The 19,758-nt window shown below is 67.7% G+C and carries 17 protein-coding genes and 1 tRNA gene; 7 read left to right on the top strand and 11 right to left on the bottom strand.

Going from position 1 to position 19,758, the window contains the following annotated elements:
• Together Q4A20_RS05460 and Q4A20_RS05455 are read right to left on the bottom strand one after the other, a co-directional pair.
• Positions 1-406, bottom strand: a 406-nt coding sequence (locus Q4A20_RS05460) for an aldo/keto reductase (RefSeq protein ID WP_303121115.1), incomplete at its 3' end; no start/stop codon positions are given.
• Positions 407-549: 143 nt separating this feature from the next.
• Positions 550-1,167 (bottom strand): DUF3043 domain-containing protein, encoded by a 618-nt coding sequence (locus Q4A20_RS05455; RefSeq protein WP_303121114.1) that lies wholly within the window; start codon positions 1,165-1,167, stop codon positions 550-552.
• Between the two features lie 41 nt (positions 1,168-1,208).
• Between Q4A20_RS05455 and Q4A20_RS05450 the strand changes: the two genes are divergently transcribed.
• Together Q4A20_RS05450 and Q4A20_RS05445 are read left to right on the top strand one after the other, a co-directional pair.
• Positions 1,209-2,597 carry a dipeptidase gene (locus Q4A20_RS05450; RefSeq protein ID WP_303121113.1) on the top strand — a complete coding sequence of 463 codons (1,389 nt, stop codon included), beginning with the start codon at positions 1,209-1,211 and terminating at the stop codon, positions 2,595-2,597.
• Positions 2,598-2,614: 17 nt separating this feature from the next.
• A complete protein-coding gene (locus Q4A20_RS05445; RefSeq protein ID WP_303121112.1) occupies positions 2,615-3,811 on the top strand; it encodes a glycerate kinase in 1,197 nt (398 codons plus the stop codon).
• 83 nt (positions 3,812-3,894) lie between these two features.
• Here Q4A20_RS05445 and Q4A20_RS05440 read toward each other — a convergent pair whose 3' ends face one another.
• The 6 genes from Q4A20_RS05440 to Q4A20_RS05415 all read right to left on the bottom strand — a co-directional run bounded on the left by Q4A20_RS05440 (position 3,895) and on the right by Q4A20_RS05415 (position 12,405).
• Complete coding sequence (locus Q4A20_RS05440) at positions 3,895-4,917, bottom strand: LacI family DNA-binding transcriptional regulator (protein WP_303121111.1); 1,023 nt, start codon at positions 4,915-4,917, stop codon at positions 3,895-3,897.
• 86 nt (positions 4,918-5,003) lie between these two features.
• Positions 5,004-6,962, bottom strand: a complete 1,959-nt coding sequence (locus tag Q4A20_RS05435) for an alpha-amylase family glycosyl hydrolase (RefSeq protein ID WP_303121110.1) — start codon at positions 6,960-6,962, stop codon at positions 5,004-5,006.
• Between the two features lie 9 nt (positions 6,963-6,971).
• On the bottom strand, positions 6,972-7,892 hold the full coding sequence (locus tag Q4A20_RS05430; protein WP_303121109.1) for a sugar ABC transporter permease: 921 nt from the start codon (positions 7,890-7,892) through the stop codon (positions 6,972-6,974).
• A gap of 21 nt (positions 7,893-7,913) precedes the next feature.
• Complete coding sequence (locus tag Q4A20_RS05425; RefSeq protein ID WP_303121107.1) at positions 7,914-9,467, bottom strand: ABC transporter permease subunit; 1,554 nt, start codon at positions 9,465-9,467, stop codon at positions 7,914-7,916.
• A gap of 306 nt (positions 9,468-9,773) precedes the next feature.
• Positions 9,774-11,057, bottom strand: coding sequence for an extracellular solute-binding protein (locus Q4A20_RS05420; protein ID WP_303121105.1), 1,284 nt, complete (start codon positions 11,055-11,057; stop codon positions 9,774-9,776).
• A 118-nt stretch (positions 11,058-11,175) separates the two neighbouring features.
• The gene (locus Q4A20_RS05415) at positions 11,176-12,405 is read right to left on the bottom strand and encodes a glycosidase (protein WP_303121103.1); all 1,230 of its coding nucleotides are present in this window, start codon (positions 12,403-12,405) and stop codon (positions 11,176-11,178) included.
• A gap of 177 nt (positions 12,406-12,582) precedes the next feature.
• On the opposite strand from Q4A20_RS05415, the gene Q4A20_RS05410 reads away from it, so the two are divergent.
• Both Q4A20_RS05410 and dnaG read left to right on the top strand, forming a co-directional pair.
• Complete coding sequence (locus Q4A20_RS05410; RefSeq protein WP_303121101.1) at positions 12,583-13,920, top strand: deoxyguanosinetriphosphate triphosphohydrolase; 1,338 nt, start codon at positions 12,583-12,585, stop codon at positions 13,918-13,920.
• Positions 13,921-13,981: 61 nt separating this feature from the next.
• The gene (dnaG, locus tag Q4A20_RS05405) at positions 13,982-16,000 is read left to right on the top strand and encodes a DNA primase (protein ID WP_303121099.1); all 2,019 of its coding nucleotides are present in this window, start codon (positions 13,982-13,984) and stop codon (positions 15,998-16,000) included.
• A 73-nt stretch (positions 16,001-16,073) separates the two neighbouring features.
• Here dnaG and def read toward each other — a convergent pair whose 3' ends face one another.
• Complete coding sequence (gene def, locus Q4A20_RS05400; protein WP_303121097.1) at positions 16,074-16,565, bottom strand: peptide deformylase; 492 nt, start codon at positions 16,563-16,565, stop codon at positions 16,074-16,076.
• Positions 16,566-16,671: 106 nt separating this feature from the next.
• Here def and Q4A20_RS05395 point away from each other — a divergent pair, with 106 nt between their 5' ends.
• From Q4A20_RS05395 to Q4A20_RS05385, 3 genes are all read left to right on the top strand, one after another.
• Positions 16,672-17,277, top strand: a complete 606-nt coding sequence (locus Q4A20_RS05395; protein ID WP_303121095.1) for a hypothetical protein — start codon at positions 16,672-16,674, stop codon at positions 17,275-17,277.
• 90 nt (positions 17,278-17,367) lie between these two features.
• Positions 17,368-17,439, top strand: a tRNA-Asn gene (locus Q4A20_RS05390).
• A 201-nt stretch (positions 17,440-17,640) separates the two neighbouring features.
• On the top strand, positions 17,641-18,141 hold the full coding sequence (locus tag Q4A20_RS05385) for a DUF3145 domain-containing protein (protein WP_073331744.1): 501 nt from the start codon (positions 17,641-17,643) through the stop codon (positions 18,139-18,141).
• Positions 18,142-18,232: 91 nt separating this feature from the next.
• Here Q4A20_RS05385 and Q4A20_RS05380 read toward each other — a convergent pair whose 3' ends face one another.
• Positions 18,233-19,486 carry a beta-ketoacyl synthase gene (locus Q4A20_RS05380; protein WP_303121090.1) on the bottom strand — a complete coding sequence of 418 codons (1,254 nt, stop codon included), beginning with the start codon at positions 19,484-19,486 and terminating at the stop codon, positions 18,233-18,235.
• Positions 19,487-19,506: 20 nt separating this feature from the next.
• Positions 19,507-19,755, bottom strand: coding sequence for an acyl carrier protein (locus tag Q4A20_RS05375; protein WP_303121089.1), 249 nt, complete (start codon positions 19,753-19,755; stop codon positions 19,507-19,509).
• Positions 19,756-19,758 lie beyond the last annotated feature (3 nt).

Raw genomic sequence — 19,758 nt, 5'->3', positions numbered from 1 at the left:
GCATGGTCTCCTCCAGCGGCGTGGCGTAGTCGTAGCGGTGCGCCTGGTAGAGGTCTACGTAATCCATCCCCAGGCGACGCAACGAACCGTCGATGCCCTCCATGATGTGCTTGCGGGAAAGGCCGACGTCGTTGGCGCCCTTCGGGCCGACGGGCCAGTAGACCTTGGTGAAGATCTCCAGGGACTCGCGCCGCTGCCCCTTCAACGCCTGCCCGAGGACCTCCTCCGCGACGGTGTTGGCGTACACGTCCGCGGTGTCGAAGCTGGTGATGCCCAGGTCCAGCGCCGTGTGTACGCACTCCACGGCGGTGTCGGCTTCAACCTGGGAGCCGTGAGTGAGCCAGTTGCCGTAAGTGATTTCGGTGATCTTGAGTCCGGAACTGCCGAGATGACGATATGCGACCATGGCCACAGCCTAGCGCGACGCAAGTACAGTGGCGCAACTATTTCGGGGAGTGAACGCATCCCGCGCCTGTTCTACCGACCTCGGCACGTAACAACTACCGATCTCGGTGGGGAACTGGGCCCGGAGTTCGGGGCCCAGTGGGCTCAGTCGGGGTACTGGCGGCGAGCCACCTGGGGCGCGGGCTGCCGCCACCGGCGCAGGTTGAAGCAGCGCGAGAAGATGTACCAGAAGATCGTCCCCTGCTCCTGGACCTTGTCACTTCCGAACTTGGCGTACAGGCGCCGGCGCAGTCGCCGCCAACAGACCACCGCATCGCCGATCGCGATGAACAGGAACAGGTAGATGGCCAACATGAAGTAGTAACCGAGCAGCGTCTGCCGAGAGGAGAAGGCGATGAACACAATCAGCAGCAGGAAAGTCAGCGGCATGAACAACTCGCCCAGGGAGAAGCGGGCGTCGATGTAGTCGCGGATGTACCGCTTGATCGGGCCCTTGTCCCGCAGCGGCAGGTAACGGTCGTCTCCGGTCTGCATAGCCTGCCGCTGGCGCTCCCAGGCGGCGTCCTGCTTAGCTCGTGCCTCCCGTTTGGCGGCCTTTCGGTCCGCGGGCACGAGCGGGTGCAGGTTTCGGGCCTGCGCGTCCTTGCGCTTAGGAGTGGGACGCCCCTTGCCTGAAGCCTTTGCGGGGGCGGGCGCGGCGGCTGCGGCATCGTCGTCGGCCCGGCTGCGTCTGCCGAACGGCAGCTTCTCTAACAGACTCACGGGCCACAGGTTAGCGGCTCTACCGCGCTACCCTGCAACTCATGATCACTGTCCAAGCCGTGCGCGCCGCCGTACACGACTCCTTCGATCGGGTCGTCGCCGACCTTAGGGAGCTGGTGTCCATCCCGTCCGTATCCGCCTCCGGTCACGATCCCGCCCAGATTGAACGTTCCGCCGAGCATGTGGCCGGGCTGCTGCGTGAGGCCGGTCTGGAGGCGCGAGTGGCGAGCGCCGTCGGCCCGGACGGTCCCGGCCGTCCAGCGGTGCTTGCTCACCGGGAGGGCCCTGCCGGCTCACCCCGGGTACTGTTGTACGCCCACCACGACGTCCAGCCCGTGGGCGATCCCGCCAAGTGGCGCCAGGCCGATCCCTTCGTCGCCGAGCGGCGCGGTGAGCGTCTGTTCGGTCGGGGTGCGGCCGACGACGGCGCCGGCGTGGTCTCCCTGGTGCACGCTCTGCGCCTGGTCGCCGATTTGAATGACGGTGAACTGCCATGCTCGGTGACCGTGTTCATTGAGGGGGAGGAGGAGATCGGCTCGCCCTCATTCGAGGCCTTCCTCGAGGCATACCGCGAGCAACTGGACGCCGATGTGATCGTGGTCGCCGACTCTTCCAACTGGCGGGTGGGGGTGCCGGCGCTGACCACTTCCCTACGGGGAGTGGTCCAGGTGGACGTGCACCTGGACGTGCTCGATCATGCTCTCCACTCCGGCCAGTACGGCGGTCCGGTACTCGATGCCATCACCCTCATGTGCCGGTTGGTGGCCACCCTGCACGACGAGAACGGCGATGTCGCCGTGGACGGCCTCATCTGCGAAACTGTCGCCGCGCCCGGCGCTCCCGACTACTCTGAGGCCGACTTCCGCTCCGACGCCGGCGTGCTGGACGGCGTTGCGCTCGCCGGCACGGGTGACCTGACTGCCCGATTGTGGACCAAGCCGGCGCTCGCCGTCATCGGCATGGACGTGCCGCCTCTCCGGGTGGCCGGCAATGTGCTCGCCCCGAGCTGCACCGCCCGCCTCTCCCTGCGGATCGCACCCGGTGAGGATCCGGCCACAGCACTCGCCGCCCTGCAGACGCATCTGCAGACGCACGCCCCTCTCGGTGCCCGGGTTACGGTCGACGTCGGCGAGATGGGACCGGCCTTCGACTCGACCGCCGACACGCCTGCTGCGCGTGCGGCCCGCTGGGCATTGAGCACCGCCTTCGGCAATGGGGCCGTTAACATCGGTCAGGGCGGTTCGATACCCTTCATCGCCACCCTCAAGCGGGCGTTCCCCGACGCACAGGTGCTGGTCACTGGCATTGAGGATCCGGACACACGCGCACACAGCGAGGACGAGTCCATGCACCTGGGTGACCTCGAACGCATAGTGGTCGCCGACATCCTGCTGCTGGCGCGGCTCGGTGGCGTCGTCGTGTCCGACTGACTCGGCCCGCCATGCCAATGCGTATCCTCCTGGCCCCCGGGCCGATGTACCCCGAGCCCGGCGGTATCCCCTTGGTGACCCCTGAATCCGGGCTTGGAGCCGCCGCCGTCGCACGAGCCTTATCCACTGGTTGGGAGGACCAGCGGCCCGACGATGTTCTCACCCGCCTGCCGCTGCCCGACGGCGGCTCAGGCACGGCGCAGGCAATCAGCGAGGACCGGATCGGGGCGTGGACCGCCGTGGAGGCGGCCGGTCCCCTCGGCCAGGTCCGGGAGGCGGACCTGCTGTGCCTGCGTCCTAGTGACCTAGGCCGCGCCGGCACGGCCGCGGTTAGCGGCGCACGCGCTACCTGGTTGTTGGACACGGCCCGATTGCTAGCGCTTCCCGCCGACCGCGGGCAGGCTGCGCTCGAGGCGCGGGCCGGTACGACAAAGGGCCTTGGGCAGGCCTTGGCCGCTGCTCTGCGGATTACGGCGCCTGGAGACACGCTCGTAGCGACCTTGGGACCGACCGCCGTGCACGATGGCGGGCTCGGTGCCCTGGATGGACTCGGCGGGTTGGAAGCGGCTCGCACACTGATGACTGGCCGCGAGTTGGTGCTCGCCCTGGCCGATGACACCCCGCTGGGCGGCGTATCGGGCGCCGGTCAGGCCCTGGCCGCGGTCACTGCGCTCGGCGGGGAGGAGTGCCAGGAACTGAACCGGCGTGCCTGTGCGGCGGCATCGGGGCTCGTGTCCCGGGCGGGTGCAGTCCATAACGGCAATCTGCCGATTGTGGGCGCGCAAGCACAGGCGTTGTCGGTCACCTCCCGGGGCACCGGTGCGGGCGGGGGAGCGGCACTGGTGCTGCGGGCGCTCGGTGCCAGGGCCGTGCCCGGGCCTCGCGCCATGTCTTCGTTGCTGGGCTTGCGGGACGCCGTCGCCGGCCAGGATCTGGTGGTGACGGCCGCCGGAGAGATATACGACGTCGTCGCCGACTCCGTGGTCGCGGTGGTCGGCGAGGCCGCCGGGAAACGGGCTCTACCGACGGTACTGGTGGCGGGGAAAATGGCCCTGCCGCGCGGTGAACTGGCCGCGGCGGGCGTGGTATCCGCCTACTCGCTCGAGGAGCTTCACGCAGGTCGAAACGGCGGGTGGAATGTCGGCGGCGCTTCCGCGCTGCGCGAGCGGCTGGCGGTAACCGGCGCACGATTGGCACGCACCTGGTCTCGCTAAGAGCGCTCGGCTGCATCATCGACCGACCTCGGCACGTAAGATCGACCGAACTCGGTGAGGGGCGGGCCGAAGCCGGAGTGGAGTCAGGCGACCCTGGTGTGCGGCGCCGGGGCGGTGGAGCCGCGCACGATCAGGTCGGGGACGAACAGCAACTCGGTATCGGCGGGCCTCTCGCCGCCGATGGCCGCCAGCAGGGTGGTCACCGCCGCCCGGCAGATCGCTGCGACCGGCTGGCGCACGGTGGTCAGCGGAGGATTCGTCATGGGAATAAGGGGGGAGTCGTCATACCCGATCACCGATACGTCCTGCGGCACGGTCTTGCCGGCGGCTCGCACCCCGGAGATGACGCCCAGCGCCATGATGTCCGATCCGCAGATAATGGCGGTGCAGTCCTGCTCCAGTAGTCGGACTGCGGCACTGGCGCCGCCCTCATAGGTGTATAAGGTCTCCACGATGCGCAACTGCTGGTCCGGCAGAGCGGCGTGCACCCCGTCCTCGTAACCGGCCCGTTTGCGCTGAGCGGGCACCATCCGTCCGGGACCGATCGCCAGGCCGATGCGGGTATGCCCCAAGCTGGCCAGGTGATCCACGGCCATTCGAGCCGCCGCCCGGTCGTCGGTGGCGAAACCGGGAACCTTGATCGTGGAGGCATTGCCGTTGATGGTCACCAGCGGCACGCCCCGCTCCCGCAGTCGCTGGTAGCGGGTGACGTCGCCGCCGGTGTCGGCGTGTCGTCCGGAGACGAAGATTATGCCGGCCACGCCCCGATCCACCAGCATCTCTATGTACTCGTCCTCGCTGGTCCCACCGGGAGTCTGCGTGCACAGCAGCGGGGTGTGTCCGCTGGGGGCCAGCAACTGCTCGATCTCCTGGGCGTACAACGGGAAGATCGGGTTGGACAGTTCGGGCACAATCAGCCCCACCAGGCCCTTGGAGGCTTGGCGGAGCGATTCAGGGCGCTCATAGCCGAGCAGGTCGAGGGCGACGAGCACCTGGCGGCGGGTTACCTCCGCCACGTTGGACTTACCATTCAGGACCCGGGACACGGTCGCTGTGGAGACGCCCGCCTGCTCGGCGATGTCGGCGAGAGTGATGCGCTGTTGCACGGTGCCCATCCTAAAGGGAAACCAGCGGCTACGGCCGCCGGGTGACGAGACTTGATACGCGGCGAGATGAGGCATGCATATCGCGCCTATGGAATGTCGGTGGAATCGGTGCGGGGTGGAGCCGGGCGCAGCGTGACGATGGCCGATCCCGGACCGTTGGCGGTTATGGTCAGGTGCCCGCCCTGCTCGCCGACGACGGTGATGTCGATGCCGTCCATGGTCTTCACAGCATCGACCGCCTCGGCCGGAAGCGCGGCCAAAGGCAGATCCACTATTGTCCCTCCCGTCCGGGCCAGAGCCACCAATACGTCCCCCTCCGGGTGGGTCCGCAACCAGACCACCAGGTCGCCTTCGGCATGCACCCAGCGCATGCCACCGCGCCGCAGCGCGGGTAGTTCACCGCGCAGCCGGCCCAGAAGCCGGTAGCGGTCGAGGGTGACGCGGTCCACCGGGCCCCAGGCGCCCACGGGGCCCGGCTCATTGGACGGTGCTGCACCTGGCGGGCTGGTCCAGGGGATGGTGGTGCGCGAGTGCTCACCGGTGCGACCGGTGGCGCCGAGCTCGTCGCCGGAGAACACGGTGGGTACCCCCGGCGCGGTGAACAGTGCGGTGGCTGCCACGAACTGTGCCGCCCGGGAGCCGACGACGGTACGGATGCGCGGCGTGTCGTGCGAACCGAGCAGGTTCATGGAGTGGGTGAGACAGGTGCCCGGCATGTGTGCGGCATATTCCCGCACGCCCCGTGTAATCGGGTCCGCCGGGAGCCGAGGAATGCCGGTGGGGATTCCCAACCAATTGAGGTTGTCGGCGGGATCGGGCGCGGCGAGCCAGGACCACAGCGGCCGGGTGAAGCCGTGATAGTTCATGGTGCCGTGCCAGCCCGCCCCGTCAAGGTCGCCGGAGGCGTCGTGGCCGTGCTCCGCGACCAGCCACAGCTCCCGCCCGGTCTTCGTCTCGACCTGCCGCATGGTGGAGCGCATATCGCGGGCCGCCTGGTGGGCGAGGTCGACCATTCCGCTGCGTCCGGTCATATTGGCCACGTCCGTGCGCCAACCGTCGGCGTTGTAGGGCGGGCGCAGCCAGTGTGCGGTGACCGAATCGGTTCCGCGCAGCAGCCGGTCGCGCATGTCCTCCGAGCGGTGATCGAGCTTGGGCATGGTGGCCACCCCCATCCAGGTCACGTACTTATCGGGGTGACGATCGAAGGCGTAGAAGCCGGCCTCGGTGCAATCGGCGTCGGATACGGCACGCCGGAACCAGTCGTGGGAGACGCCGGTGTGATTGGTGGTCAGGTCCAGCAGCAGCCGCATGCCGCGCGCGTGCAGCGCCTCTGACAGGCGGGCCAGCGCGGCATCACCGCCAAGTAGGGGGTCTACGTGGGCGAAGCTGGTGGAGTCGTAGCGGTGCACGGAGTCGGCGGGGAACACCGGAGTCAGGTAGACGGTGTTCACACCTAGTTCCTGCAAGTAGTCCAGGTGGTCGGCGATGCCGTCCAGATCCCCGCCGTACCAGGCTTGCCCGGCGGGATCTCCCGCCAGGGGCGGCTCGTCGAGCCAGCCGTGGGGCTGCGCCCAGGCCGGGGCCGCACGCTCCTGTGGAGCGGTGTGGGCGGCGAAACGATCCGGGAAGATCTGGTAGCACACGGCGTCGAGAACCCAATCGGGGGCGTCGTCTGCACCAAGTACCCGGAAGTCGGTGGCGTCGGGGACGTCGTGGTCGGCCAGGCCTGCGGCATGGAACCACATGTATGGGTTCTCGCTGCCCGGAGACAGTAGGAGGAAGCGATAGTGATTGACCGGATTGACCAGTCTGACCTTCGCCTCCCACCAGGTGCCGGCGTCGCCTGTGGACACCATCTCGGCGGGAGACAGGTCTGGCTCGCCGTCTATGACCTGACGCAGGATGATGCGTTCGGGCTTCCAGGGAGTGGGCACCCACACCCTGGCGGTGAGTTCGGCGCCAGGACGGCGTGAGCCCAGAAGGTAGGCGGGGCCGGTGTCGTGGTGGGGCTGGTGCAGGTACTGCGGTTCGTGCTGGCGGGTCATCGATCAGCCTCAGCCCTTGACCGCGCCGGCGGTGGCGCCGCCGACGATGTACCTTTGCAGATACTGGAACAGGGCGATCACCGGGAGCATGGTCATCACCGAGCCGGCGGCGAAGACGCCCAGGTTGTTGGAACGGTCGCCTGAGAGCATGCCGTACAGACCCACGGCCAGAGTCTTCTTGGAATCGTCGGTCAGGAAGATCGAACCCAGTATGAACTCGGAGATAATGCCGACAAAAGCCAGCAGGAAGGTAGTTGCCAGAATCGGCTTCAGAGAGGGCAACAGAATCCGGTAGAACACCTGCCAGTGGCTGCAGCCGTCGAGGATTGCGGCCTCGTCGAGCTCCTTGGGGATGGCGTCGAAGGTTCCCTTGATCAGCCACACCTGGCCCAGGGCGCCACCCATGAGGGCCAGGCAGTAGCCCAGCAACGTGTTCAAGCCGATGGTGGGCACGATCTCGCCGATGCCGGAGATCATGTTGTAGATGGCGATCATCGACAGTGTGGTGGGGAACATCATGATCAGCAGTAGTGCCAACAGGCCGCCGCGACGCCCCCTGAAGCGGAAGCGGCTGAAGGCGTAGGCCGCCAGCACGGAGAAGAAGATCTGTGCCGCCGCGACAGCCGCGCACACGATCATGGTGTTCAGGTACCAGCGGGTGAAGGGACCCTTCTCGCCACCGAGCAGCGTCTGATAGTTGACCAGGCTGAACCGGGTGGGGATCAGGGAGGTGGATGCCACCGTGCCCAGGGGGTTCAAGGATGCGGAGATGACGTACAGGATCGGGAAGGCGGCGAAGCCGAGGGCCAGCACGCCGACCATGTGGCGCCAGCCGATCTCCCGGAACCAACGGCGCAGTGGCATGCGGTTGTGCTGGATTTGCGGGTGTTCGGTGCTGGCGGCGGCGTTCTTCGATGCGGTCTTACTCATTTTCGGTCCTTTCCGGCGGCTTCAGTGGATGTCCTCAAGGCGGCGCGTAGCGGTGAACTGTGCCGCGGCCAAGACGCCGGTGATGACGAATAGGACGACGGAGACGGCGGAGGCGAAACCGTAGTCCGCCCCCGATCCGCCGAAGGCGATGCGGTAGACCATGGAGATGAGAATGTCGGTGCCGCCGCGCGTGTACTCGCCGGGAGCGAAGGGCCCGCCTTCGGTGAGCAGTCGGATGGCGTTGAAGTTGTTGAAGTTGAAGGCGAAGGTGCTCACCAGCAGGGGTGCCACCGAGACCAGCAGCAGCGGGGTGATGACCCGGGTGGTGGTCTGCCAGCCGGAGGCCCCGTCGATGCGGGCGGCCTCCTTCAGATCGTCCGGGATCGACTGCAGCGCGCCCGTGCACACGATGAACATGTAGGGGAAGCCCATCCAGGTGTTGGTCAGCAGCACCGCGATCTTGGCCCAGGTGGGGTCGCCGAGCCAGTTGATGTGCAGGTGCAGCGTCTCGTTGATCAGGCCGAAGTCACGGTTGTAGAAGTTCGACCATATCAGCAGGGAGATGAAGCCCGGAACGGCATAGGGAAGCAGCAGGAAGGAGCGGTACAGCTTCTTGCCGCGAATACGGTCGTCATTGAGGGTCAGAGCCAGGAAGTAGCCGAGACCAAAGGTCAGCAGCATGGAACCGGCGGCGAAGAGCAGGGTCCACCCGAAGGCGCCCCCCAACTGCTTGAGCAGGCTCTGATTGCCGAACAGGCGCTCGAAGTTGGCCAGACCGACGTTCTGCTTCCAGGACTGCGCCAGCCGGTCCCCATTGGCGTTGACGTAATACTCGGAGTTGCCGACCTTCTGCACCGTGTAGACGTCACCCGTCTGGGTATTGGTAATCGCGTCGGCATCCTCGTCGTACACCATCGTCTTGGTTCCCTCGAAGGCGGAGCGCACGCCCTGGACCTTGATGGCGGTGGTCTCGGAGACCGACAGGGTCAGGTTGGAGATCTTGTCGTAGGCGGCGTTGACCTCCTTGCCGGTCAGGATGGTGTAGCCGTCGGCGGCGGTGACGAAGCCGTCGGTCACGGTCGTGTCGACGTCGGTGGCCGCCTTGACCGTATCGCCATCGGCTCCGTAGAGCACCTCTTCGGTGTCGGTGTCCACCAGGAACAGGGAGAAGGGGCCGTCCTCCACGGACCCGGTGGTGGCCACGGACAGGTTGTACAGCGAGGAGTCGGCGGCCTGAACCACCGAGTTGTTTGTGATGGTGGTTACGGCCTCCTCCTTGGTGCCGCGGAAGCCGTCGCCGAAGTTGGTGAAGGCGGTCTGCACCGTCATGATTATCGGCACGATCAGGAACACGGCCAGGAAGAAGGTGCCCGGGAAGAAGTACTTAGCCGGCACGAATCGCCGGGTCGAGTACAGGATGAACAAGGCGGCGGTGGCGACTACCACAATGAACAGCCACATCCACATGCGTGCGGCGATCAGCAGCGGCAGCAGATAGGCGGCTACGGCGAGGGCGGCGCCGAGGACGAGCACGCGTGCGAGCACCGAGCGGATAGTCGTCGTTCGTTCCCGCATTGTGTGACGAGAGGATTCCTGTGAGTTGTCCGCGCCTGTGGCGGCGTGGCCGCCGCCTCGGGGGGCGGTTGGGGACGTCATCGTCGAATGACCTTTCATCGGACTGAAAGAGACTGAAAAGACTGAAAGAAGAGAGCGAAAGACGGGAGGCCTGGTATGAGGCGAAACCGAAACCGGGCGGCGTCGGGCGGCCGACCGCTGTCGGGGGCGGCCGGATCGGGGCTGAGGGTTTCGGCCGCCGGCGGCCGACGGCCCGGGAGGGCGCGGTGAGGGTCGGCTGCCAGGCCGCCGACCCTCACCTGTGAGTCACTTTTCCAGCGTGGACTTGATCTCGTTTCCGGCGCTGGTGATGGTGGAGTCGGGGTCGGCACCGCCGATGATGTTGGCCTGGGCCTTGCCCAGGGGGCCCCAAATGGCGGACATCTCGGGGATGGCGGGCATCGGGTCGGCGGCGGCGGCGAAGTCCATGAACTTGACCATATTGGTGTCGGTAGCCTTCAGCTTGTCGGCCAGGTCCTGCTGCACCGGCGGCAGCGGGTTGATGGCGTACATGGCCTCGGCGATGGTCGAGTCCTTGGCGATGTCGGCCGCGAAGGTCTCCGCGAAGGCCTTGTTCTTCCCGGCGTTCGCCACGTAGAAGGCGTTGACACCGGCGAAGGGGCGGGCTTCCTTCAGGCCTTCGAATCCGGGAACCTTGGAGACCTCGTAGTCGATTCCTGCGGTGGTGATGTCGGCGATGGCCCAGGGACCGGAGATGAGATAGGGGGCCTTGCCCTCGGTGAACAGGGAGATCGCGTTGTCGCCGGTCACGGAGGTGCTCAGCACTTCCTGCTTGCCCAGATCGCCGATCTTCTTGGCCGCGGTGATCGATCCCTCGCCGCCTACGCCCACGTCGGTGGCGTCGAGTGAGCCGTCTTCCTTGGTGCCGAACAGGTAGCCGCCACCGGAGGTGTAAAGGGGCTCCATGTGGTAGGCGTCGCCTTCCTCGCCCACGGGCAGCAGCAGTACCTTTTCGGCGGAGGAGGCCTGCCCGGCCTGGACCAGCTCCTCAATGGTGGCGGGGGCGGTGACATCGGTGAGGCCCTTGTTCACGAACAGGCCCAGCGTCTCCACGCAGTAGGGCACGCCGTAGTACTGGCCGTCGTAGGTGACCGCGTCCAACGCCACCTGGCTGTAGTTGTCCTTGGCAGCGGCGTCCAGGGTGACCGGGGAGATGGCGCCGTTCTGCACCAGGTTGCCGATCCAGTCGTGGGCGGCTACGATCATGTCCGGCCCGTTGCCGGCCTGGTTGGCGGCAATGAAGGTTCCCTGGAGTTCGTCGGCGACGATCTGCACCGCCACGGAGATGTCCTGCTGGTCGCCCCACTTCTGTGCAATGTCTTTCAGGGCGCCGGCCTTGACCTCGTCGGTCCAGATGACGAGGTCGGCGCCGGCGTCGCGGACTACCTGCCCGTCGGTGCCCGCGGCCGAGGCCTCGGGAGCGGCGGAGGTCGAGGCGGACTGACCGTCATTCGAGCCGCAGGCGGCTGCGGCGGCAAGGGTGGTGGCGATGGCGGTCACGGAGAGGAACGAGCGGCGATTGACAGACACCGGGATTCTCCTTCGAATCTGAATGGAGCTGATGGGATGACGAAAAAAATGTAACGGCCTCCTGCAAATCTTGCAAGTCGATACGCGGATTCATGCAAGCATGTTGCAGAAGAGTGTCTCAGGCGACAGTCGAGGCGGTCGCCCAGACCGTCGTCGTGGGCGGCACGATCAGACTGCCGCCCTCCTGCTCCAGCGCCGCCGACGACAACAGCACATCGGCGTGCTCGGGCAGCATCAGCGCACGCGGCGAGGTGTTGACCAGCACCAACACGTCCCGCGTCAACACGACCAGCACATCCCGCGGACACCAGTCCAGCCCCTTCACGAAGGCGAAGGGCGCCGCCGCCAGGTTGTGTTCGTGACGCACGTAGCTGGCGTGACGAACAGTGGCCAGGGGAGAGCCGAACTGGGAACCCTGGGAAGCGGCGCGATCATTGACGATTTCGGCCAGTGCCACAGGATCGGCGGGCCTGGCGGCGTCGGCCAGCCCGACCTCGTCTCCCTGACGCAGGTAGACGGCGCCGGGCAAGGCCAATACCAGGGCCTGCAGGGCCAGGGCGCGCCGGAGGACCTCGTCCTCCGACACCGATTCGAACCAGCGACGCCCGTCTCCCGGCCGCACCGACCCGGCCAGCCGATAGCTGGGGAGAAGACGCCACACCGGCGGTGCGCCGAAGCGGTCGTGCTCAGCCAGGGAATCGGTGATGGCACTAGTGAGCGAGCCCTGGTCCCAGCGGGACAACATGAGTCGATCGTCACGCAGGTGGTGCAGCCAATCGTCCTGCAAATGATGCAACAGCGCATCGGGGTAGCTGGCGGACACGTCTGCACCCAGCGTGCCCTCGGGCACGTACTCGGCCAGCAGGGACTGCACGGCTGTGAAGTACTCGCTGAGCCGCTCCAGATCGGACTCGTCCCAGATCTCGGGCGGCACGATGGTGCCGAGGTCAACACCATCGGCCCCAGCCGCCAGGAAACTGCCGGCCCGTTCCACCAGCCCGTCGTAATCGCGCTCCTGGCCGACCACGATTGGGTTGTCATTGTGGGCAGAGGCGCCGGTGACCGGTCCCAGTGCCCCCGAGATCCGCACGATCACGCGCAGACCCAGCTCATGGGTGTGCTCGGCGAAGCGGCGGAACGCCGCCATGTCGGAATTTGCGGAAAGCCGGGATGGGCGCAGAAGGATGGCGCCGAATCCGAGGGAGACCACGTGTTCGCAGACGCTGCGCAGGTCGTCCAGCTGTGCGGCGCCGAGCTCGGGGGAGGCGACCTCGTATACGAGTCCGTCTCTCCACCATTCCACCGGACCGGTGTACGCACGGTGGATGAGCGTCGTCGTGGTGGTCACGGCAACTGGCTCCCTTCCGCCGGGTTCTACCCGGACCTGCAGGCCGGACCGGGCCCACGAGGGGCCACGGGCGAGTCCCGGCGACAAGACATCCTGCCAAGCCGTACGGCTAAGGCGTGAGCCATAGTAACCCGCTGTCAGGAACGTTGCCGCCACGTCCTGCGATACGTTGGACTCATGTCCGTCTCACAACAGCGCTTCCCCGTCACAGGCGAGTTCGGAGCGAGCGGCGCCGTGGCCGAGGACACCGGCGACCTGGTCGGATACGGCGGGGCCGATGTGGTGCGTTTCGTGTCCGAGCCGCTCAAGAACCCGCAGCGCACCCCCTTCGAACGCGACCGCGCCCGGATTCTGCATTCCTCCGCCCTGCGCCGACTCGGCGCCAAGACCCAGGTTCTGGGTCCGTCCGCCGACGACTTCGTGCGAACCCGTTTGACCCACTCCCTGGAAGTGGCCCAGGTGGGGCGAGCACTTGGACAGGCGCTGGGATGTGATCCGGATGTAGTCGATGCCGCCTGCCTCTCACACGACCTGGGGCACCCGCCCTATGGGCACAACGGCGAGCAGGCGCTGAACGTGGTGGCGCAATCCATCGGCGGCTTCGAGGGAAACGCCCAGACCTTCCGCATCCTCACCCGCCTGGAGCCCAAGACCCTGGATGCGGCCGGCCGGAGCGTGGGCGTGAATCTCACCCGCGCCAGCCTGGACGCGGTCGCCAAGTACCCCTGGGCCAGGGGCGAGGGACCGGGAGGTCCGGACGGGCGCTCCCGGGTCAAGTACGGCTGCTATGACGAGGACCGGGAGATCTTCGATTGGATGCGTCGGAATGCCCCGGCCCGGCGGCGCTGCCTGGAGGCGCAGATCATGGACTTCTCCGACGACGTCGGCTACTCGGTGCACGACGTGGAGGACGCCATCGCCCTGTTCAAGATGGATCCCGCCCGCCTTACTGACGCCACCGAGATCGCTGCCGTGGTGGACTCCACCCGTGCCTGGTACGGCACAAGCGTTAGCGCTGACACTCTCGGCGCCGCCTGGGAGCGACTATCCGCCCAGCCGTTCTGGATCCGCAAATATACCGGCGCGATGGCGGATGCGGCACAGCTGAAGAACCTGACCAGCCAACTCATCGGCCGCTTCGTATCCGCCGTCGCCGTGGCCACGCGCGAGGTCTTCGGGGAGGGGCCTCTGACCCGCTACAACGCCGAACTGGTCATCCCCGAGCAGACCGCCGCCGAGATCCTGATCCTCAAGGGTGTGGCGGTGCATTACGTGATGGCGCCCCGCGAGCACGAGCCCGTTTATCTGCGTCAGCGCACCGAGTTATTCGACCTGGCCGATGCGCTGGTAGAGGGCGGGGCTCGTCATCTGGAGCCCGTCTTCGCCGCGGCCTGGAACGAGTCGGCCGACGACTCCGGTCGATTGCGAGCCGTCGTGGATCAGATCGCCTCCCTGACCGACACCTCGGCGCAGGCCTGGCACGCTCGCCTGTGCGGGCTGCTGTCCGCGGTGTAGGCGGCACAGCGGGAGTCGGGCCGGCGCCTTTTGTGTCTGAGCGCTCGCCTAGGATGGGGCCATGGCGGGACTGATCAAGCGCGAGGACATCGATGCGGTGCGCGAGCGCGCCCGGATCGAGGACGTCGTCGGCGAGCACGTCACGCTCAAGAGCGGGGGAGTAGGCTCCATGAAGGGCCTGTGTCCCTTCCATGACGAGCGGACCCCGTCATTCAATGTGCGCCCTCAGTTGGGGCTGTGGCACTGCTTCGGCTGCGGCGAGGGCGGCGACGTAATCGACTTCGTACAGAAGATCAACCACCTGTCCTTCTCCGAGGCCGTGGAGTACCTGGCCGGCCGAGTAGGCGTACAACTTCGCTACGAGGAGGGTGGCGCCGTCAGGCGCGGCGTCGAGCCGGGCACGCGCCAGCGGCTGATGGAGGCCAACCGCCTGGCCGAGGCCTGGTTCCAGGAGCAACTGGCCACTCCGGCCGCCCAGGCCGGACGAGACTTCCTCACCGGGCGCGGCTTCGACCGCAACGCCGCGGCTCACTTCGGCGTGGGCTATGCCCCGGGCGGCTGGGACAACCTCGCGAACGTGCTGCGTTCGCACGGATTCACCGAGCGGGAACTGGTGGAGTCCGGGCTTTGTGGCCGCGGCAGTTCCGGGCGCATCTATGACCGCTTCCGGGAGCGGCTGATGTGGCCCATCCATGATGTCACCGGCGCTCCGGTCGGTTTCGGCGGGCGGCGCCTGTCGGATGCGGACAAGACCGTCCCCAAGTACCTCAACACCCCTGAGACGGCGATCTACCACAAGGGGCAGGTGCTGTACGGGCTGGATCTGGCCAAGACGGAGATCGCCCGCGCCCACCGGATCGTGGTGGTCGAGGGGTACACGGATGTGATGGCCGCGCACCTTTCCGGGGTCACCACGGCGGTGGCCACCTGTGGAACCGCCTTCGGTCCGGACCATGTGCGCATCGTGCGCCGCCTACTGGGGGACGCGGCCGACCCCTCCGCCGGAGTGATCGCCGGCAATCGGGTCCGCGGCGGCGAGATCATCTTCACCTTCGACGGCGACGCTGCCGGTCAGAAGGCCGCCCTGCGCGCCTATGGGGAGGATCAGCACTTCGCCGCCCAGACCTTCGTCGCCGTCGAGCCGCGCGGTCTGGATCCGTGCGATCTGCGTATGGAGGAGGGACCCGAGGCCATCCCGCGCCTGCTCGGGCGCCGCGTACCCCTGTTCGAGTTCGTCATCCGGGCCTGCCTGGCCGATCTGAACCTGGACACCGCCGAGGGACGTGTGCAGGGGTTGCGCTCGGCGGCGCCCGTGGTCGCCGGAATCCGCGACCGGGCGCTGAAGCGCGAATACACCCGCCGTCTGGCCGGATGGCTCGGGCTGCCCGAGAGCGAGGCGGTCGGCGCGGTGCGTGCCGGTGAGCGCCGGGGAATGAGACCCACAGGCCCGGTAGGTGGCTGGCCAGGGGAGTACCCTCCGGCCGACGACTCTTTTTCCGGGCCGCCGGCAGAGCGTCCCGGGCTGCCGCCGGTGACCGACCCGGTTGAGAAACTTGAGCGCCATGCATTGGAAGTCATGGTCCAGATGCCCCAGATCGCGGCACGCGTAGGCGCGGACGACATCAACGCGGTGGCCTTCTCCGTGCCGGTACACCGCGCCGTCTTCGAGGCGATCGAAGCTGCTGGCGGGACGGCCGAGGTGGATGGGCTCGTACAGCATGCACAGGCGGCCGGCTTGTCCGGAGGTGATGCGGTTAAACGCGCTACCACCCGTTGGTTGGAGCAGATACGTGCCGGGGCCTTCGGGCCGGTCGCTGCGGCCGTGACGGAACTCGCCGTTGCCCCGCTCCCGCTGCCGGCTCCGCGCGGCAACCGAGAGGCAGAGCCGGGTCCGGAGGCGCTTGAGCGCTATGCCTCCGGCGTGCTGTCCTCACTGGCCCGCACCGGGATCAACCGTCGGCTGACCGAGTTGCGTTCCCGGCAGCGGCGCATGAGCCCGAACGACTCCGGCTATCGGGAGTTGTTCGAGGAGATCGTTGGCCTGGAGAACCGGCGCCAGCAGATTGCCCGTGGCGCCTGAGCCGAGCCGGGGCGTGAACCGAGCCGGGCCGAGCGGACGGATCGCTCCGGCTAGCGGCGGATCGGTCCGCGGCTCACAGGCCGCGTCCGCGCAGCTCCCGCATGGCCTTGGCGCGGTTCTGCCGAGACAGGCGGTCCAGGTACAGGTGGCCGTCGAGGTGGTCGCACTCGTGCTGGATGCAGCGGCCCATTAACTCCTCGCCCTCCAGGACGACCTTCTTGCCGTCCAGGTCGATGCCCTCGGCGCGCGCGTACCAGGCGCGCTCGGTCGGATACCACAGGCCGGGCACCGACAGGCAGCCCTCCTCCCCGTCCTGGAACTCATCCTTTGACAGCTCCACAATCCGCGGGTTGAGGATGTAGCCGATCTCATTGTCGATGTGCCAGGAGAAGGCGCGCAGGCTCACGCCGATCTGGTTGGCGGCCAGTCCTGCGCGGCCGTCCTCGTCGACGGTCTCGAGTAGATCCTCCACCAGTGCCTTGACGGAGTCATCAATGTCGGTGATCGGTTCGCATACGGTGCGCAGCACGGGGTCCCCGATAATGCGGATGTCGCGGTAAGCCATGTGCACATCCTCGCACGTTCCGTGCCGGGGCGGTCATTTCACAGCCCGCCCCGCCACCACCGCACGCATCCGCCAACTCGCGAAACCATCATCTAGGCTCAGACGCATGTCCTCACCCGGCGCAGCCTCGATCCGGTCCGCGCTGCGCTCCCGTATCGCCGGGCGCCTGCGTCACCGGCGCGCATCCCTTCCGATATCGCTGGCGGCGCTGGTGCCCGCCGACGGGAGCTTGCTCGGCGCCGTGCCGCTTGACGACGGCGCCCGCTGGGCGGTGGCGACCGCCCGTTATCTGACCGTGGTGGGTGCCCGGGGCGTGGAGCTGCGCCGCGGCTGGCATGAGGTTGAGCACGGTCGGTGGGACGCAGACGCCGCGACCTTCACATTGACGTGGACTGACAAGGGGCGGTCACCGCTGGACCTGGTGGTCGCCGCACAGGTCGACCAAGGCGGCCGGCCGGTGCCGGTCGACGTGTCGCACTTCGCACGTGCACTGCGGCAGGGGGTTGAATCCGCCGTGGTGCATTCGGTGTCCGGACAACTGCCCAGCGGCACGAGAGTGACTGTCAGCGTGCGTCGTGATGGTGCCGGCCAGCTGTACACGACTTCGAACCTGTCCTCGCACGTGGTCGGTGGCCTGGACGGGGCCGACCGTGACGCCTTGGAGGACCTCTTCCGGCGTGCCCGCGACGGTGTGGGGCTTCCCACAAGCTGACTTTCCGGCGGCACTGCGCCATGCCGGGGCTGCGCTCCGATTCGACGTGTGCGCGACGACTTGTTAGAGTTCCTCCCGCGTCAAACGCGATCCCGCGTAGCTCAATGGCAGAGCATCCGACTGTTAATCGGACGGTTGTTGGTTCGAGTCCAACCGCGGGAGCCCACCAGGACCCCGGCCCCAGCGGCCGGGGTTCCGTCGTTGTTGGGGCCATCGTCTTCGGTTCCGGGGGCGGCGTCGGCTGGCAATGCGGCGTCGGCTCTGGCATCATGGACTCGCATGCCGCGTGCGTCACGCGAAGCGTCCAGTTGGCTCGAGACCGTTGGGGAAGGCGAATCTCGGAACAACCAGGAGGCGATCCCCGTGAACGGTGCCTACACCCGCGGTGTGCTTTTCGTGCACTCTGCGCCCCGCGCCCTGTGCCCGCACATTGAGTGGGCCGTGGCCGAGGTGCTGGGTAGTCGTGTCCATTTCGAGTGGACCGAGCAGCCCGCTGCACCTGGGATGATGCGCGCCGAGACCAGCTGGGTGGGCCGTGTCGGCACCGGCGCCCAGCTCACCAGCGCCCTGCGCGGCTGGGCGAATCTCCGCTACGAGGTCACTGAGGAGGCGTCCCCCGGCTACGACGGCGGGCGCTGGTCCCACACTCCCGACCTGGGCATCTTCCACGCCCAAACCGACGTGCACGGCAACGTGGTGGTCCCCGAAGACCGGGTGCGTGCCGCCCTGGCTCACGCCGATCAGCCCGCGGTCATGCGGCGTCAGCTGGACCTCGCCCTAGGTCAGGCCTGGGATGATGAGTTGGAGCCCTTCCGCTACGCCGGTGCCGGGGCGCCTGTGCGCTGGCTGCACCGGGTCGGCTGAGCGCCATCCATCGGGGTGGTCCGTCTGCGAAAGCGCCCCAGCGATCGGTCTGTGCACATCAGGTCAAGCGGCCTCGGTGGGACCGCGGTCATTAGGTGTCGGCGCGGGTGAAGGCCAGGGCGACGTTGTGCCCTCCGAAGCCGAAGGACGTGCTCGCCGCCGCCTCCAAGTCGGGCGCCGAACGCCCCCGGGACCCCACGATGTCCAGCCCCAGGGCGGTGATCTCGGGGTCGATGCCGCCGGGCAGCAGCGTTGGCGGCAGCCACCGCTCGTGCAATGCCAGCACAGTCAGTACTGCCTCCAGGCCGCCGGCCCCGCCCAGCAGGTGACCGGTGAGGGACTTGGTTGCAGACACCGCGGCATTGGGGACGGACCGTGCCAGCACCGCGGCCTCCACCGCGTCGCCCACGGGCGTGGAGGTGGCGTGGGCATTGACATGGCCGACCTGCTTGGGATGCAGGCCGCCGCGGTCCAGCGCCAGTCGTAGCGCCCGCTCCTGCTGCGTGCCGTCAGGGTCGGGACGCACGGCGTCGTAGGCGTCGGCAGTGATAGCGGCGCCGGAGAGCAGGGCCAGAACGCGGGCTCCCCGAGCGGCAGCATGTTCGGCCGCCTCCAATACCAGCACCCCGGCGCCCTCCGCCAAGACGAAGCCGTCGCGGTCCGGAGCGAAGGGACGGGAGGCGGTGGCGGGGTCGTCGTTGCGGGAGGACAGCGCCCGCATAGCGGCGAAGGCGGCCACGACCATCGGGTGCAGGGCCGCGTCCGTGCCTCCGGCGATGACGACGTCGGCGCGCCCCAGGGCGATCAGATCAGCGCCGTGGGCGATCGCCTCCGCCCCGGACGCGCACGCCGAAACCGGCGCATGCACCCCCGCCTGCGCACCTAAGTCCAAACCCACCGCGGCAGCCGGCGCGTTGGGCATGAGCGCCGGTATCGCCGTCGGCGCCACGCGCCGCCGTCCCCGCTCGCGTAAGGCGTCCCAGGTGTCCATCACCGACAGCACCGGTCCGATTCCGGGTGAGACCGACACCGCCAGTCGTGCCGGATCCACCGGTGGGGCGCCCGCGGCCGCCCACGCCTCGCGGGCGGCGATCAGGGCGCACTGACTGGAACGGTCCAGGCGGCGGCTCTCCCGCGCGGAGAGCCGTTCGGTGGGGTCGACGGCGAGCGGCGCGGCTACCCTCACCGGCAGGTCGTGTCCCCAGTCGGTGTTCGGCCGGCCCGCCGCCGGCCGGCCGACATGCATTGCCCGCCAGGTGCCGGGCGTATCTGCGGCCAGCGGGTTAGTGGTTCCAAGCCCCGTTACGGCAACGGCGCGGGGATCTGGACGGGAATGAGTCAGCACGGTTCGCGGCCCGGTGCCGTTCAGCGCTTCTGAGCGCCGACCAGGTCCACGAGGGAGCCGACCGTGGTCAGTGTCGGAATGACGGCGTCATCAAGGGTGATGCCGAAACGTTCCTCCACCTGGGTGGCGATAGTCAACAGGCCTAGGGAGTCGATGTCGAGGTCATCGGCGAAGCGGGACTCAGAGGTGACCAGCGCAGTGTCGATGCCGGCCTCCTCGGCGACTAGCTCGGCGATGGCCGCCAGGACGTCGGTGGGCGTGTCGGTCATGAT

Source organism: Actinomyces sp. (assembly GCF_030530635.1).
GTDB lineage: Bacteria > Actinomycetota > Actinomycetes > Actinomycetales > Actinomycetaceae > Actinomyces.
The sequence above is the reverse complement of the archived record's forward strand: the minus strand, read 5'-3'. Positions and strand labels throughout refer to the sequence as shown.